This is a genomic window from Roseococcus suduntuyensis (genome assembly GCF_014196305.1).
GTDB classification, from domain to species: domain Bacteria; phylum Pseudomonadota; class Alphaproteobacteria; order Acetobacterales; family Acetobacteraceae; genus Roseococcus; species Roseococcus suduntuyensis.
This window is the reverse complement of record NZ_JACIDJ010000002.1, coordinates 118,058-133,093: the sequence shown is the minus strand read 5'-3', so window position 1 is coordinate 133,093 and position 15,036 is coordinate 118,058. Positions and strand designations below refer to the sequence as shown.

Annotated in this window: 11 protein-coding genes; 6 read left to right on the top strand and 5 right to left on the bottom strand. The window is 73.2% G+C overall.

Going from position 1 to position 15,036, the window contains the following annotated elements; all coding sequences use genetic code 11:
• Nucleotides 1–28 precede the first annotated feature (28 nt).
• On the bottom strand, nucleotides 29–1,090 hold the full coding sequence (locus tag GGQ83_RS07085; RefSeq protein ID WP_242534930.1) for a trypsin-like peptidase domain-containing protein: 1,062 nt from the start codon (nucleotides 1,088–1,090) through the stop codon (nucleotides 29–31).
• 86 nt (nucleotides 1,091–1,176) lie between these two features.
• Here GGQ83_RS07085 and GGQ83_RS07080 point away from each other — a divergent pair, with 86 nt between their 5' ends.
• From GGQ83_RS07080 to GGQ83_RS07070, 3 genes are read left to right on the top strand one after another with little or no spacing between them, the layout of a single operon-like run.
• The gene (locus tag GGQ83_RS07080) at nucleotides 1,177–3,534 is read left to right on the top strand and encodes a heavy metal translocating P-type ATPase (RefSeq protein ID WP_311727497.1); all 2,358 of its coding nucleotides are present in this window, start codon (nucleotides 1,177–1,179) and stop codon (nucleotides 3,532–3,534) included.
• On the top strand, nucleotides 3,531–3,914 hold the full coding sequence (locus GGQ83_RS07075; protein WP_184383089.1) for a MerR family transcriptional regulator: 384 nt from the start codon (nucleotides 3,531–3,533) through the stop codon (nucleotides 3,912–3,914). The genes GGQ83_RS07080 and GGQ83_RS07075 overlap by 4 nt, the downstream gene beginning before the upstream one ends.
• A 2-nt stretch (nucleotides 3,915–3,916) precedes the next feature.
• Nucleotides 3,917–4,117, top strand: a complete 201-nt coding sequence (locus tag GGQ83_RS07070) for a heavy-metal-associated domain-containing protein (protein ID WP_184383088.1) — start codon at nucleotides 3,917–3,919, stop codon at nucleotides 4,115–4,117.
• 97 nt (nucleotides 4,118–4,214) lie between these two features.
• Here the strand turns inward: GGQ83_RS07070 and GGQ83_RS07065 are convergent, their stop codons facing one another.
• Nucleotides 4,215–5,846: an AMP-binding protein gene (locus tag GGQ83_RS07065; protein ID WP_340643612.1), complete on the bottom strand. Its 1,632-nt coding sequence runs from the start codon at nucleotides 5,844–5,846 to the stop codon at nucleotides 4,215–4,217.
• 29 nt (nucleotides 5,847–5,875) lie between these two features.
• On the opposite strand from GGQ83_RS07065, the gene GGQ83_RS07060 reads away from it, so the two are divergent.
• On the top strand, nucleotides 5,876–6,067 hold the full coding sequence (locus GGQ83_RS07060) for a hypothetical protein (protein ID WP_184383086.1): 192 nt from the start codon (nucleotides 5,876–5,878) through the stop codon (nucleotides 6,065–6,067).
• 30 nt (nucleotides 6,068–6,097) lie between these two features.
• Here GGQ83_RS07060 and GGQ83_RS07055 read toward each other — a convergent pair whose 3' ends face one another.
• Nucleotides 6,098–7,420, bottom strand: a complete 1,323-nt coding sequence (locus tag GGQ83_RS07055; RefSeq protein WP_184383085.1) for an aspartate aminotransferase family protein — start codon at nucleotides 7,418–7,420, stop codon at nucleotides 6,098–6,100.
• Nucleotides 7,421–7,548: 128 nt separating this feature from the next.
• Between GGQ83_RS07055 and GGQ83_RS07050 the strand changes: the two genes are divergently transcribed.
• Nucleotides 7,549–9,066 carry a L,D-transpeptidase family protein gene (locus tag GGQ83_RS07050; RefSeq protein WP_184383084.1) on the top strand — a complete coding sequence of 506 codons (1,518 nt, stop codon included), beginning with the start codon at nucleotides 7,549–7,551 and terminating at the stop codon, nucleotides 9,064–9,066.
• A gap of 2 nt (nucleotides 9,067–9,068) precedes the next feature.
• The gene (locus GGQ83_RS07045; RefSeq protein ID WP_184383083.1) at nucleotides 9,069–9,665 is read left to right on the top strand and encodes a DUF882 domain-containing protein; all 597 of its coding nucleotides are present in this window, start codon (nucleotides 9,069–9,071) and stop codon (nucleotides 9,663–9,665) included.
• On the opposite strand, the gene glgX is transcribed toward GGQ83_RS07045, so the two are convergent.
• Together glgX and glgA are read right to left on the bottom strand one after the other, a co-directional pair.
• Nucleotides 9,651–13,592 carry a glycogen debranching protein GlgX gene (glgX, locus tag GGQ83_RS07040; protein WP_184383082.1) on the bottom strand — a complete coding sequence of 1,314 codons (3,942 nt, stop codon included), beginning with the start codon at nucleotides 13,590–13,592 and terminating at the stop codon, nucleotides 9,651–9,653. The genes GGQ83_RS07045 and glgX overlap by 15 nt on opposite strands.
• A complete protein-coding gene (glgA, locus tag GGQ83_RS07035; RefSeq protein WP_184383628.1) occupies nucleotides 13,585–15,012 on the bottom strand; it encodes a glycogen synthase GlgA in 1,428 nt (475 codons plus the stop codon). The genes glgX and glgA overlap by 8 nt, the downstream gene beginning before the upstream one ends.
• Nucleotides 15,013–15,036: the final 24 nt, after the last annotated feature.

Genomic DNA, 15,036 nt, shown 5'->3' with positions numbered 1-15,036 from the left:
GCCAAGCCCGCCCGGTTCCGCGAGGGGCCTACCTCTCGCAGCGTATGAAGAGTGTGGAGCGGTGCGCGACATCCCCCACATCGGCCGTGGACAGGTCGCGCCCCCGGCTTTCCGCGAGCAGGGGCGTGATGCCGGCGCGGCGCGCGAATTCCAGCGCGGTGCGCCCCTGCACCGCGAAATTGATGTTCTGCGCGATGTCGCCCGTGCTCTGCGCCAGGCGCTGGGCGTTGAGCTTGGAGACGACGACACCCACCACATGCCCCTGCATGTCCAGCAACGGCCCGCCGGAATTGCCGGGCTGGACCTCCGCGCTGATCTGGAACTGGTTGGGGTTGTCGCGCAGGCCGCGCAGCCCGTTCACCTCGCCACGCGTCAGCTTGGGCTCGGAACTGAGCAGGCCGGCGAGCGGGAAGCCATAGGCCACCACCCCCTCGCCCCGTCGCAGGGCCGGCGCCTCGCGGAAGGGCAGGGCAGGCCCCACCAGCCCGGGCACGTTCAGGATGGCAAGGTCGAGCGCCGCATCGGCCCGCGCCGGCGGGGCGGCGGCCAGCCAATGGCCGGAGGGCGTGTTGAGGATGATGCGGTTGCATCCATCAATCACATGCTGGTTCGTCATCACCCGGCCCTCGGCGATGAGGAAGCCCGAGCCGGTGGAGACGCGCTGGGCGCGGCGGTTGGGCTCGGCGCGCGGCACCTGGGGGCTGGCCGGGCCGGCCATGCGGGGCGCGGGCGGCGGGGCGGCCGCGGCCAGGCGCTGAAGGTCCAGGTTGCGGTTCACGCAGATGTCCTGGTCGCGCAGCACCGCCTCGCGCCCGTCCTGGGCCACGAGTCGCAGGTCGAAGCGGCAGCCGGCATCGGCGCTGGGCGTCACGCGGAAGCCTCCGCCATCGGGCAGGGGCCGGTCGGGACGCAGCAGGTTGGGCCCCCAGTCGCCCGCCCCGCCGCGCGGGCTGCGGACGGCGTGCAGGGCGGTCGCGGGCAGGCCCGAGCGGTTCACCACCCGGAATTCCTGCGGCTGCGCCGCATTCTGGGCGAGTGAGGGGAGGGCGAGGGTCGCCCCCAGCAACAGGGTGGCCATGAATGCGCGCATGCCAGCCATGTGCCGTCCTGCTTGCGCTGGCGCAAGGTCATCATCGCCTTGACCCTGCCATGGTGTCAGGCACCACCTGTTGGAACATGATGGATCACGCCGCCACCCTTCCCCGAACCACCCTCGCCCTTTCGGGGCTGAGCTGCGCCAGCTGCGTGCGCCGCGCGGAGGCCGCGCTGGCCGCCGTGCCCGGCGTGGCCGAGGCGCGGGTGAACCTGGCCGATGAAAGCGCCACCGTCATCGGCACCGCCGACCTGGCGGCGCTGGAGGCCGCGCTGCGCCGTGCCGGCTATGGGCTGCGGGAGCAGGTGCTGGAGCTGGGCATCACGGGCATGAGCTGCGCCTCCTGCGTGGGCCGGGTCGAGCGGGCCTTGCGGGCCGTGCCGGGGGTGATCGAGGCCGGGGTGAACCTCGCCACCGAGCGCGCCACGCTGCGCGTCATGACCGGCACCGAGACGGCGGCGCTGGAGGCGGCCCTCACCCGCGCCGGCTACACCCTGGCCGAGACGGAGCAGCGCCGCACCTTCCCCCGCGAGGATATGGCGCTGGGCGCCGCCTTCCTCCTGGCCCTGCCCTTCATGGCCGGGATGCTGGGCATGGCGCTGGGCCAGGGCATGGCCTGGATGCCGGGCGGCTGGTGGCAGCTGGCGCTGGCCACGCCGCTGCAATTCGGCCTGGGGCTGCGCTTCTACCGGGCGGGCTGGGCCGCGCTGCGGGCCGGCACCGGCAACATGGACCTGCTGGTGGCCATCGGCACCAGCGCGGCCTTCGGGCTCTCGCTCTGGATGCTGCTGCTGGGGCATGACCATCTCTATTTCGAGGCCGCTGCCCTCATCATCTTCTTCGTGCTGCTGGGCAAGCGGCTGGAGGCACGGGCCAAGCGCTCCACCGCCGGCGCCATCCGTGCCCTGCTGGACCTGCGCCCCCGCGCCGCCCGCCGCATCGAGAATGGCGAGGAGCGCGAGGTGCCCGCCGCCCTGCTGCGCGTGGACGACCGCGTGGCGCTGCGCCCCGGCGAGCGCGTGCCAGCCGATGGCGTGATCGAGCGCGGCGAGGCCGGGCTGGACGAGGCCGCCATCACCGGCGAGAGCCGCCCCGTGCCCAAGCATCCGGGCGATGGCCTCATCACCGGGACGGTGGTACTGGACGGGCACCTCACCTTGCGCGTCACGGCCATAGGCGAGGAGACGGTGCTGGCGCGCGTCGCCGCGCTGGTCGCCGCGGCCCAGGCCAGCCGGGCGCCCATCCAGAAGCTGGTGGACCGCGTCTCGGCCGTCTTCGTGCCGGTGGTGATGGGGCTGTCCTTCCTCACGCTGCTGGCCTGGCTGGCGCTCGGCGCGGGGGGCGAGGAGGCTATCCTCCACGCCGTCGCCGTGCTGGTCATCGCCTGCCCCTGCGCGCTGGGCCTCGCGACGCCGGCCGCCATCATGGCGGGCACGGGGGCGGCCGCGCGGGCGGGCATCCTGCTGCGCGATGCCGATGCCATCGAGCGCGGCCACGCCGCGACCCTCGTCGCCTTCGACAAGACGGGCACGCTGACCGAGGGCCGGCCCGTGTTGGCCGCGATCCATGCCGCGGACCCCGAGGCGCTGGCGCTGGCCGCGGCCCTCCAGGCCGGCAGCGAACACCCGCTGGCCCGCGCCGTGCTGGCCGCCCATGGTGGCGCGACCACCCCCGTCGAGGAATTCCGCGCCCTGCCCGGACGAGGCGTGCGCGGCGTGGTGGCTGGCCGCGCCCTGCAACTGGGCGGCCCGCGCCTGCTGGCCGAGAGCGGCGCCGCCGCCGCCTTCACCACCGAGGCCGCCGGGCACGAGGCCGAAGGCCGCACCCTGGCATGGCTGGTCGAGGGTGAGCGCGTGCTTGGCCTGCTGGCCTTCGAGGATGCGGTGAAGCCCGGCGCGGCCGAGGCCGTGGCGCGGCTCGGCGCCATGGGGGTCCGGGTGGCCATGCTCTCCGGTGATTCGCCTGCGGCGGCGCAGGCGGTCGCGTCCCGTCTCGGCATCACCGAGGTCGAGGCCGGGTTGCTGCCCGGCGACAAATCCGCCCGCATCGCGGGCTGGCAGGCCCAGGGGCTCAAGGTCGCGATGGTGGGCGACGGGGTGAATGATGCGCCGGCCCTGGCCGCGGCCGATCTGGGCATCGCCATGGGCAGCGGCACGGATGCGGCCATCGCGGCCGCCGGGGTCACGCTGCTGCGCGGCGACCCCCGCCTCGTGCCCGCCGCGCTGGAGGTGGCGCGCGCCACGCGGCGCAAGATCCGGCAGAACCTGTTCTGGGCCTTCGTCTACAATTCGGCCGGGCTGCCGCTGGCGGCGTTCGGATTTCTGTCGCCCGCATTGGCGGGGGCGGCCATGGCGGCCTCCTCCGTCTCGGTGCTGGGCAATGCGCTGCTGCTCTCCCGCTGGACGTGGAGAGAAGCCAAGGAGAGGGGGACCCTGGAATGAACATCGGCGAGGCGGCGGCCGCGAGCGGCGTCAGCGCCAAAATGATCCGCCACTACGAAACGCTGGGCCTGGTGCGGCCCGAGCGGCGGATGAACAACTACCGCGCCTATTCCGAACAGGATGTGTCGGTGCTGCGCTTCATCCGGCATGCACGGGAGCTGGCCTTCCCGCTTGCGGAGGTGAAGCGGCTGCTGGCGCTGTGGCAGGACAGCGGGCGCAAAAGTGCCGAGGTGCAGCGCATCGCGCTGTCCCATGTCGAGGCGCTGGAGGAGAAGGCGCGCTCGCTCCAGGCCGTCGCGGCCTCGCTGCGGCATCTCGCGCGGGCATGCCAGGGCAATACGCGGCCCGAATGCCCCATCATCGAACATCTGGAGAGCTGAGCATGGCCACCATGGAACTGACGGTGCAGGGCCTGACCTGCGGCCATTGCGTGCGCGCCGTGACCGAGGCCATCCAGGCGCGCGACCCCGCGGCCCAGGTGGCGGTGACGCTGGAGGGCGGGCTTGTGCGCGCCGAGACGGTGCTGGACCGCCTGGCGATGGTCGCCGCCATCGAGGGCGAGGGCTACAAGGTCATCAACTAGAGCGGGATGCGTTGAGGTGGAATCACCGAAAACGCTGAATCCCGTTCTAAACCAAGGTTGGAGCAGGCGGCGTGAACGCATGTGAACGCAGCATGCTCTAGACAGCCCGGGCACGCCCCTCCCAGAAGGGCGCGCGCAGCTTGCGCTTCAGCAGCTTGCCGTTGGGGTCGCGCGGCATGGCCTCCACCGCCTCGTAGCTGCGGGGCACCTTGAACCCGGCCAAAACCCCGCGCAGCCCCTCCTGCAAGGCGGCAGCGTCCAGCGTCGCCCCGGCTTCGAGCTGCACCACGGCGTGCAGCCTCTCCCCATATTCCTCGTCCGGCACGCCGAAGACGGCGCAATCCAGCACGGCCGGCTGGCGCAGCAGCGCGGCCTCGATCTCGGCCGGGTAGATGTTCACGCCGCCCGAGATCACCATGTCCGAGGCGCGGTCGGCCACGTAGAGGTAGCCGTCGGCGTCCAGCCAGCCCATGTCGCCGAGGGTGAAGAGGCCCTCATGCTCCACGGCCGCCCGGGCGCCCGGGTTGTTGTGGTAGGTCCAGTCCGGATAGGCGTGGTTGCGCGCATAGATGCGGCCCACCACGCCGGGCGGGCAGTCACGGCCCTCCTCGTCCAGGATGCGCAGCGTGACATCGGCCACAGGGCGGCCCGCCGTGCCGGGGCGGGCCAGGCTGTCCCCCGCGCGGCAGGCGGTCAGCATGCCGGTCTCCGTGCTGGCATAGGTCTCGGTGATGATGGGGCCAAACCATTCGATCATGGCGCGCTTGACCTCGGGCGCGCAGGGGGCGCCGGTGGAGGCCACGACCTTCAGCGAGGACATGTCGTAGCGCGCCCGCACCTCGGGCGGCAGGCGCAGCAGACGCACATACATCACCGGCACGAGGTAGACGGTGGTGATGCGGTGGCGCGCGATCAGCGCCAGGGTTTCCTCCGCGTCGAAGCGCGGGGCCAGCACCAGCAGTTCGCCGAAGGCCAGGGCGTTCTGCGCGATCACGGTGGGGCCGGCATGGTAGAGCGGTGCGGAGACCAGCACGCGGCTGCCCTCGGCCACCCCCAGTGTCTCCTCCACCACCCGGCGCATCCGCGCCTGGCGGGCCGGCAGTTCACCGAGCGGGATGGGCAGGCGCCGCACGCCCTTGGGCCGGCCCGTGGTGCCGGAGGTGTAGCCCATCTGCCCGCGCGGACTGGCGGGGGGGCCGGCATAGGGGGGCTGGGCGGCGAGCCAGGTCTCATAATCCAGCGCGCCCTCCGCCGTCCCCACCGCCAGGACCGGCAGGTCGGGCGGGAGGATCTCGCGCAGGGCGGGCAGCAGCGCCGCGTCCGCGATCAGCGCCTTGGCGCCGCTGTCGGCCAGGATGAAGGCGATCTCGGGCGGGGTCAGGTGCCAGTTCAGCGCGGCGTAATAGGTGCCGCCGATCCTGCAGGCGAGGATCACATCCGCCCAGACCGGCCCGTTGCGCAGCAGCACCGCCACGGCGTCATTTTCCTTGAGGCCGAGCCCCCGCAACCCCCCGGCCAGCGCGGCCCCGCGCCGGTCCAGCGCCTCGCCCGGGATGCACTGCCGCTCGAAGATCAGGGCGCTGGTCATGGCGGGGCGTCTCCGGGGTGACTTATGATTTATGGCTGGGATGGCGGGGTGTGAGACCGGCCAAGTAACTGACGAAGCAGGCAGAAACACTTCGCCCTTGTCAAGCTTGAGCCTGCCGCGCCACCCTTTGCGTACGCCCATGGCGGCGCGCCACTCCACCCCCGAGGAGCATGGTCATGGTCAAAGGCGACATCGCGGGTCAGGCCACGGAAAAGGCAGCGAAAAAACCTCCACCGGCGCCGCGCGCACTGTCATCCGCCCGTGTGGACGAGGAGGTGCAGGGTGGCGAGTTCTGGGTGCTGATGCGTGCGGCAGGGATCCTGATCGGCCTGGTGGTGGTGGTCGGCTGGATCATCGGTTGATGTGGCAATGATCAACCGAAAGTTGCGACACTAACGCAGCACTTGCCCCCGCGCCGCCAGGAATTCCCGCACCGCCTCGACCAGCGCATCCAGGTCCGCGTCCGACAGCGGCAATGACAGGCTGATCATCCCCCGTCGCGCCACATAGATGCCGGCCGCCAGCATATCCAGGAAGAACAGTTCCCGCCGCTGCTCCTCCTCCGGCGTGGCGGTATAGGGCGCGGTGATGGCGCCGGCGCGGAAATGCACCGTCATCATGCTGCCCGCGCCGGTGAACTGCATGGGCAGGCCGGCCTCGGCGCAGGCGGCGTTGAGGCGCGCGCGCAGGGTCTCGCCGCGGGCGAACAGCGCCTCAGCCGCCTCGCCGGTAAAGATCTCTCCCAGCGCCACCCGCCCCGCCGCCATGGACCAGACATTGTTGTTGAAGGTGCCGGCATGGGGCAGGGCATTGGCGCGATGGCCGTTGAACACGTCCATGATGTCGGCGCGGCCGCCGAAGGCGCCCACATTGAAGCCGCCGGCGATGTATTTGCCCAGCGTGGTCATGTCGGGGGTGATGCCGTGTCGCCCCTGCATGCCGCCGGGCCCATGGCGGCTGGTCATCACCTCGTCGAAGATGAGCACCGCACCCGTCTCCGCGCAGGCCTCGCGCAGCGCGGCCAGGAATTCGCGGCTCGCCGGGATGCAGCCGCCCGAACCCAGCATGGGCTCGACCAGGACGGCCGCCAGCGCATCGCCCGCCGCGCGGATGGCGGCGGCCGCGCCCTCTGGGTCGTTGTAGTCCATGAAGCGCGTGGGCACCGGCAGGTTCACCGGGCTGCGTTCCTTAGCGAAGGTCAGCACGCCGCCGTGATAGGCGCCGCGCGCAACCATCATGTCGGTCCGGCCGGTGAAGGCGCGGGCGGTGGCCAGCGCCATGATGTTGGCCTCGGTGCCCGAATTGGTGAAGCGCACCCGTTCGATCGCGGGGAAGCGGGCGCAGACCAGTCCCGCGAAGGCGGCCTCGTCCCGTCCCGCCGCGGCCAGGTTGATGCCGCGCGCCATGGCGGCCTGGGCGGCGGCGAGGATGCTGCCCTCGCTGTGGCCGAACAGCCCGGCCGTGTATTCGCCCAGGAAGTCCCGGTACTCCAGCCCGTCCGCATCCCACAGCCGCGCACCCTCACCGCGCGCCATGCTGATGGGGAAGGGGGTCCAGAACAGCACCGAGCGCGTGCTGCCCCCGGGCATCACGGCCTGGGCGGCTTGGTGCGCTTCGGCGCTGGCGGGCCGCGCCTTGGCATAGAGGGCGCGGGCCTCGGCCAGGGCGGCGTCGAGGTCGCTGTTGCGGCGTTCGGGGGCGTCGAGCGGGCTCATGGAGGAAGGCTCGCCCGGCGCCGCCCCCCGGTCAACCGGCGAATTTCCTTGGGTGCGCGGGCGCTTGCCGCGTGCGACGGGCAGTCCGCGCTTGGCGGGGGCGGCGGGGGGGGTGTAAGACCACCCGCATGGAACGTCGCCTCTTGCTGGGTGGCCTGGCCGCGCTGATCGCCGGTCCCGCCGCCGCCACCAATCGGCCCGTCATGGCCCCCATTGCGCCGCCCGAGGGCACACGCACGCTCGCCGCCTCGCCCGAGGCGCTGCGCCGGCTGGGCGAGAGGCTGCTCCGCCTCGACGAGGACGGGCTGAACCCCGGCTGGTATGGGCTCGACGCCGTCCGCGCGCAGGACCCCTACGCCGTCGCCAATGCCGCCGCCGGCGCGCTGACCGACCTGGTGCAGGGGCGGGTCACGCAATTGCCGGGCCGTGTGGATCTGCGCCGCAGCGCCGACCCGGCCGCGCTCGCCACCTGGTTCGAACGGATCGCCGCCGCCGAGGAACCCGCCGCCGTCATTGACGCCGCGGCCCACCGGGCGCCGGGCACCCTGCCGCTCAAATCCGCGCTGGCCGCGGCGCGGCTGCGGGCCGAGACGGGCTGGGGCAGCGTGCCGCGCGGCAATGGCCGCGTGCTGGAGACGGGCCGGTCGGACTCGGTCCGGGTGCCCGCCCTGCGCGCCCGCCTCGCCGCGACCGACCCCGTTTTCGCCGCCGATCCGGGCGATGGCGATCTCTTCGATGCGAAGCTCGCCGACGCCGTGCGCCGCTTCCAGGCCCAGGCGGGGCTGGAGGCCGATGGCCGGGTGGGCGGCGGGACCATGGCCGCGCTGAACCGCACCCCGCAGGAGCTTGTGGACCAGCTTCGCGTGGCACTCGACATGCGCCGCGCCGAAGCCCCCGCCCCGCGCGAGCGGCATGTGGACGTGAACATCCCCGATTTCCGTCTTGCCGTGATCGAGGAGGGGCGGACGCTGATGGACATGATCGTGATCGTGGGCCGGGCCGACCGCGCCACGCCCATGATCACGACGCGCCTCACCTCCGTGCAGTTCAACCCGCCCTGGGGCGTGCCCCAGCGCAACGCCTCGCAGGACCTGCTGCCGCGGCTGCGGCGCGACCCCCAGGCGGTGGCGCAGCGAGGCTTCCGCATCTTCCAGCGCGTGGCGGGCGAGACGGTCGAGATCGATCCCATGTCGGTGGACTGGCACGCCATCCGCCCCGACCGCTTCCCCTACTTCATCCGCCAGGATGCGGGGGATGCGAACGCGCTGGGCCGGTTGAAGTTCATCATGCCGAACCGGGACGACATCTTCCTGCACGACACGCCGGACCGTCATCTCTTCCGCATGGCGGACCGCGCCTTCTCCTCGGGCTGCATCCGACTCGAACGCCCGATGGAGCTGTTGCTGCTGCTGCTCTCCGGCAATGGGGGCTGGGACCAGGCGCGGGCCGACCGCGTGCTGGACAGCCGCCAGACCATCGTGATCGCGCTGCGCCGCACCCTGCCCATCCGGCTGCACTACGACACGGTGATGGTGCGGGGAAACGAGGTCCGCATTCGGCAGGACATCTATGGGCTGGATGCCGCCTATGCCCGCGCCATGGCCGCCCCCGTGCGCGAGGGCGTGCCCCTGGCGTCGCGGGGCTGAGCATGCGGCTCTTCGCGCATTCCTGCCCGGCCTGCGAGGGGCTGGAGGGGGTTTCCTGCGAACCCGTGCTGGGTCGCCGGGCCATGCTGGGCGGCGCGATGGCGCTGGCCACCGCGCCGCTGGCCAGCCCGGCCCTGGCCCAGGCGATCGCGGGCGGCACGCGCCGCATCAGCCTGCGCCGCATGCAGACCGGCGAGAGCTTCTCCGGCATCTACTGGCGTGATGGGCATTACGACCGCAACGCGCTGCAACAGCTCGACTGGGTGATGCGTGACCCGGGCGCGCAGGAAGCGACGCCCATGGACCCGCGCCTCTTCGACGTGCTGGTGGGTGTCCAGGGCCGGTTGAATTCCGACGGCACCTGGGAGGTGGTCAGCGGCTACCGCGCGCCCGAGACCAACGCGGCCCGCGCTCGGCAGTCGCGGCGGGTCTCCACCGCCTCGCTGCACATGTCGGGCATGGCGGCGGATTGCCGCCTGCCGGACCGCAACTCGCTCGCCGTGGCGCGTGCCGCGGCCGACATGCAGGTGGGCGGCGTGGGCCTCTATCGCCGCGACGGCTTCGTCCACCTGGATTGCGGGCCCTCACGCCGCTGGTGAGGCGCCCCGCTCCCGCCGCACCGCATCCAGGATGGCGCGGCCGACCGGCGTCGCGGTAAGGCCGGCGGCGTCTTCGGAGAGACGCAGCCGCCAGTTGGGCCGCTGCCGGTCGGTCCCTGGCAGGTTCACCGCCACGCGTTCCCCCGCCAGATCTTCCGCCTGCACAAGCAGGACAGCGCTGGGCGTGGCCGCGACGTGCCCATGGATGGCGGCCGCGATATCGGGCGTGAAGGGGCCGTCGGCCGCGCCTGCGGGCAGGGGGTGGCCGGAGGCGGCCAGGGCGTCCAGCAGTTGCGTGCGCTCGGCGGCGCGCTCGGCGCGGGCCGCGCGGGCGGCGGCGGCGTCGAAGAGACCCAGCGCCTCCCGTTCCCGGATGTCCTCGCCCTCCCACCAGCCGGCCAGCGTCGGCACGTCATGGGTGGCGACGCAGGCCACCGCGGCCTCGGGCCAGCGTGCGGGGGGGGTGAAGCGCTGCCCCTCCCGCTCGAACCACAGCACGCGGTAGGACAGCAGCCCGGCCTCGCCCAGCGCCTCGCGCAGGCCCTCTGGCACGGTGCCGAGATCCTCGCCGACCACGGCGCAGCCCGCACGGTGGCTTTCCAGCCGGATTTCGCCGAGCAACCCCGGCAGGTCCTGCGCCAGGTAGCATCCTTCGGAGGCCGGGGCGCCATCAGGCACCAGGAACAGCCGCTTCAGCCCCAGCACATGGTCGATCCGCAGCGCCGCGGCGTGGCGCATATTGGCGTGGATGAGGTCGGCGAAGCCTGCATGGCCCTCCTCCATCGAGGCCACCGGGTCGGGGGGCGGCACGCCCCAGACCTGGCCATGCGGCCCCAGCGGGTCGGGCGGCGCGCCCATGGAGAAGCCGCGCAGTGTGGGCAGGGCGCGGCACCAGGCCTCGGCCCCATCGGGGGCGGAGCCCACGGCAAGGTCGCGGTAGAGCCCGGCCCCGCCGCGCGCGGCCTCGGCCAATTGGCGGTCGGCAAGGAATTGCAGGAAGGCGTGGAATCCGATGGCATCGGCATGGCGCGCGGCGAAATCGGCCACGCCGCGGTCATGGGCATGGGCGAGGCCCGCGCCCCAGCGCGCCGGGTCGCCATGGCCGTGATGCTCGGCCAGCGCGCCATAGGTGGCGAAATCCTCCAGGGCGCCGCCGCCGGCGCGACGGAATTCCTGGAATTGCGGGTCGGTGGCGCCCCCCCGCGCCCATTCCGCGGCCAGGACGGCGCGCTTGGCGGCCCAGGCGGCGTCGTAATCCACCTGGTGGCTGGCGGCGGGCCAGGCGCGGCCCTGAGCCGAGGGCAGGCGCGCCACGTCGATGAGGAAGGGTTCGAGGAAGCGCCGGTCGCTCGGCTGGTAGGGGCTGGCTCGGGCGCGGTCCATCAGGTGCAGCGCATGCGGCGGCGAGAGGCCGAGCCACAGCGCGCCCTCCACCCCCAGCGCGCGCGCCAGCTCGGCCACGGCGGTGAAGTCGCCCAGCCCCTGGTCCCGTGCGTGGCGCAGCGCATAGATCTGCGCGGTCGCGCCGAAATGCCGGCCGGGTGGGGGCGACACGGCCTGGGCGGGGGCGATGGTCAGGTGGCAGAGCGCCGTGCCGTGCTCCAGCCGGTGGCGGCCGCTGGGCAGGGGTGGCAGGGTGACAACGCCATCCTGAGGCAGCAGGGCCAGTTCGCGCCGCTCCCCGCCTTCCAGGTGCAGCGCCAGCGTCAGGCGGCGCGCCGTGCCCACCTTCAGCCGGGTGGGCTGGCCGGTGACGCCGGCGACATGGGGCGGGAGCAGAGGGGCGGCCATGCGGCGGGCCAGGCTGTCGTGCGCCTGGGCGGCGGTCTCGGCGGGCAGGCCGAGCGCCCCGAGTAGCGCGCGCAGCGTGCCCTCGGGCACCAGATGCCGGCGCCCCTCCACATCATGCCAGATGGGGGCAAGGCCCGCGGCCTCTGCGAGGCGGCCCAGCAGGGCGGGTTCCGGCGCCTCCGCCTGGCGGGCGGGCCGGCTCTCCTCCACCAGCAGCACGACGGAGCGCGGCGCGATGGAGAGCGGCGAAGCGGCGTCCCCGGCGCGCGCGGGTTCCGCGCTGTCGGCCAGCAGGCGCCAGCGATGGCCCCAGCGGGGCAGGGGCAGATGGGCCACGGCCGCGGCCTCGTCGCGGTGCAGGAGCACCACCACGCGGTCACCCTCATGGTGCAGGGCCACCATCAGGCTGCGGGCACGGTCCCAGGCGGCACCCTCCAGGGGCTCGCCCGCGAGCGTCAGCCAGGCCACGTCCCGGAAGCCTTCCTGGGCCTCGCCGGTCAAGGGCGCCGTGGCGTGCAGGGCGGGATGGGCGTGGCGGGCGGCGATGAGGCGCGCGGTGAAGTCGCGCAGCGCGGTGTCGCCCTTCGCCCAGTCCAGCCAGGAGATGTCATTGTCCTGGCAATAGGCGTTGTTGTTGCCCCCCTGGCCGCGGCCCAGCTCATCGCCCATGGCGAGCATGGGCACGCCGCGCGCCAGCAGCAGCGTGGCCAGCAGGGCGCGCGCGTCATTGGCGCGGCGCGCGCGAATGGCGGCGTCGTCGGTCGGGCCTTCCACGCCATGGTTCCAGGAGAGGTTGTCCGCCGTGCCGTCGCGGTTGAACTCGCCATTGGCGAGGTTGTGCCGCCCGGCATGGCTGACCAGGTCGGCCAGGGTGAAGCCGTCATGGGCGGTGACGAAGTTCACGCTGTCGCCCGGCCGGCCGGGCAGCAGGTCGGAGGAACCCGCCAGCCGCGTGGCGAGCCGACCCGTCATGCCCGCATCGCCCCGCCAGAAGCGGCGGACATCGTCGCGGAAGCTGTCATTCCATTCGCCCCATCCGGGGGGAAAGGCGCCCAGGCTGTGGTCCGACATGTCCCAGGGCTCGGCGATGATGCGGCGGGTGCGCAGCACGGGGTCCTGGCGCATGGCGGCCAGCAGGGGGGCGTGGGGATCGAAGCCGTGACCCTCGCGCCGGCCGAGCGTGGTGGCGAGGTCCAGGCGGAACCCGTCCACGCCCGCGCCCTCGGCCCAATGGCGCAGCGCGTCCATGACCAGGCGCAGCGGCCAAGGCCGGTCCAGCGCCAGCACATTGCCGCAGCCCGACTGGTTGGCGCCGGCGCGGTACCAATGTGCCTCGCCCAGGCCGCGCAGGCTGAGGGTGGCGCCCTGCGCGTCGCTTTCGGCCGTGTGGTTGAACACCACGTCCAGGAGCACGCCGATGCCCGCCGCGCGCAGGGCCGAGACGGCGGCGCGCACCTCGGCCATCCCGCCGGGTGCCAGGCGCGGGTCGGGGGCCAGGAAGGCCACGGGGTTGTAGCCCCAGTAATTGGTGAGGCCGAGCGCGGGCAGATGCCGCTCATCCGCCCAGGCCGCGCAGGGCAGGAGTTCCAGATGCGTGACGCCGAGACCCTGCAGATGCGCGATCACGGCGGGGTGGGCCAGCGCCGCGAAGGTGCCGCGGATTTCGGCCGGCACCTCCGGGTGGCGCATGGTCAGGCCGCGGACATGCGCCTCGTAGATCACCTGGGGGCGGGGGGGCAGCGGCGCCCAATCCAGTGGGGGCAGGGGGGCGGTGACGACCGCCTTGGCCATGTGCGGCGCGCTGTCCTCCGCGCTGGGGACGTGGCCTGTGTCGAACTGGCTGGCATGGAAGGGCTGCGGCCGGTCTAGCGCCCGGGCCCAAGGGTCGAGCAGCAGCTTGGCCGGGTTGAAGCGTCCGAGGCTGGCCGGCCCCTCCGCCCGCAGCCCGTAGCGCGCGCCTTCGCCCACATGGGGAATGAGGCCACGGAACACCTCGTCCGCGCCGGGGATGAGCCGATGGCGCGCCACCTCCTCCTCGCCCTCGAAGAGGCACAGCCAGAGGGCGGTGGCACCGGGGGCAGGAATGGCGACGGAAAGCCCCGCGGGGCCGGGGGCCGCGCCGAGGGCCTCAGCCACCGGCGCGCATCTCGTGGAACAATGTGGCATATCTCCGGGCGGAACGTGCCCAGGAGACATCGGTTGCCATGGCGTTGGCGCGCAGCCGCGCCCAGGTCTCGGGCTGGCGGTAGAGGCGGATGGCGCGCTCGATGCTGGCCTGGAGCATGGGGTGGGTGACGGGGGCGAAGTTGAACCCCGTGCCCGCGCCGGCCGCCAGCGCCATTTCGTTCGCGTCCACCACCGTGTCGGCCAGGCCCCCCACGCGCGCCACCAGGGGCAGCGCGCCGTAGCGCAGCGCGCAGAGCTGCCCCAGGCCGCAGGGTTCGAAGCGGGAGGGCAGGATCACGGCATCGGCGCCGCCATAGCAGAGCCGCGCGAAGCCCTCGTCGAAGCCGATGAAGCTGCCCACCCGGCCGGGATTGGCGGCCGTGGCGCCATGCACCCGGTCTTCCAACACCCCGTCGCCGGTGCCCAGCAGCGCGATCTGCGCGCCATTGTCGAGCACGGCGGGCAGGGCCTCCAGCACCAGGTCGATGCCCTTCTGCCAGGTGAGGCGGCCGATGAAGGCGAAGAGCGGAGCGTCGGGGTCGGGGGCGAGGCCCATCCGCGCCTGGAGATGCACCTTGTTGGCGGCGCGCGCCGAGGGGTCCGCCGCATCGTAATGCGCGGGCAGCAGCGGGTCCGTCGCGGGGTTCCATTCGTCGGTGTCGAGCCCGTTCAGGATGCCCTCCAGCGCCCGCGCCCGGCCGCGCAGCAGACCATCCAGGCCCATGCCCCATTCGGGCGTGCGGATTTCGGCGGCATAGCTGGGCGAAACGGTGGTGATGCGGTCGGCGAACCACAGCCCCGCCTTGAGGTAGCCCACCTGCCCGTAATACTCGACGCCGGCGGGGCCGAAGGCGTCCCAGGGCAGGCCCAGCGCGGGAAACAGTTCGGCCGGGAACTGCCCCTGGAAGGCCAGGTTGTGCAGCGTGAAGAGGCTGGGCAGGCGCGGCGCGTCAAAGCGCAGATATGCGGGCGCCAGCCCCGCCTGCCAGTCATGTGCGTGGAGCGCGTCGAAGCCGCCCGTCTGCGCCAGGGTCGCCGCGGCGCGGCTCAGCGCCGCGAAGCGCATCGGGTTGTCCGGCCAGTCCTGCCCCCAGGGGGCGAGATAGGGCGAGCCCGCGCGGGCGAAGAAATGCGGCGCGTCCAGTGCCACCACATGCTGTCCGCCCGGCGTCGCATGGACCAGCCGCGCGGGGCTGCCCAGCAGGTCGGGCAGCGGCTCCACCCGCTGCACGGTGTCGAGGGCCGCCATCACCGCCGGATAGCCGGGCAGCAGCGTCGTGACCTCGACGCCCTCGGGCGCCAGGGCGGCGGGCAGGGCGCCCACCACATCGGCGAGGCCCCCGGTCTTGATCCAGGGAAAGGCTTCGGACGCCACGGCCAGCACGCGCAGCGCGGGGCGGGCGGCGGCGGGCAT

Excerpts from the sequence above, each read along its gene's own strand:
- GGQ83_RS07085 (WP_242534930.1), bottom strand. The coding sequence starts at position 1,090 with ATGCGCGCATTCATGGCCACCCTGTTGCTGGGGGCGACCCTCGCCCTC.
- GGQ83_RS07080 (WP_311727497.1), top strand. The coding sequence starts at position 1,177 with ATGATGGATCACGCCGCCACCCTTCCCCGAACCACCCTCGCCCTTTCG.
- GGQ83_RS07075 (WP_184383089.1), top strand. The coding sequence starts at position 3,531 with ATGAACATCGGCGAGGCGGCGGCCGCGAGCGGCGTCAGCGCCAAAATG.
- GGQ83_RS07070 (WP_184383088.1), top strand. The coding sequence starts at position 3,917 with ATGGCCACCATGGAACTGACGGTGCAGGGCCTGACCTGCGGCCATTGC.
- GGQ83_RS07065 (WP_340643612.1), bottom strand. The coding sequence starts at position 5,846 with ATGGGCGTACGCAAAGGGTGGCGCGGCAGGCTCAAGCTTGACAAGGGC.
- GGQ83_RS07060 (WP_184383086.1), top strand. The coding sequence starts at position 5,876 with ATGGTCATGGTCAAAGGCGACATCGCGGGTCAGGCCACGGAAAAGGCA.
- GGQ83_RS07055 (WP_184383085.1), bottom strand. The coding sequence starts at position 7,420 with ATGAGCCCGCTCGACGCCCCCGAACGCCGCAACAGCGACCTCGACGCC.
- GGQ83_RS07050 (WP_184383084.1), top strand. The coding sequence starts at position 7,549 with ATGGAACGTCGCCTCTTGCTGGGTGGCCTGGCCGCGCTGATCGCCGGT.
- GGQ83_RS07045 (WP_184383083.1), top strand. The coding sequence starts at position 9,069 with ATGCGGCTCTTCGCGCATTCCTGCCCGGCCTGCGAGGGGCTGGAGGGG.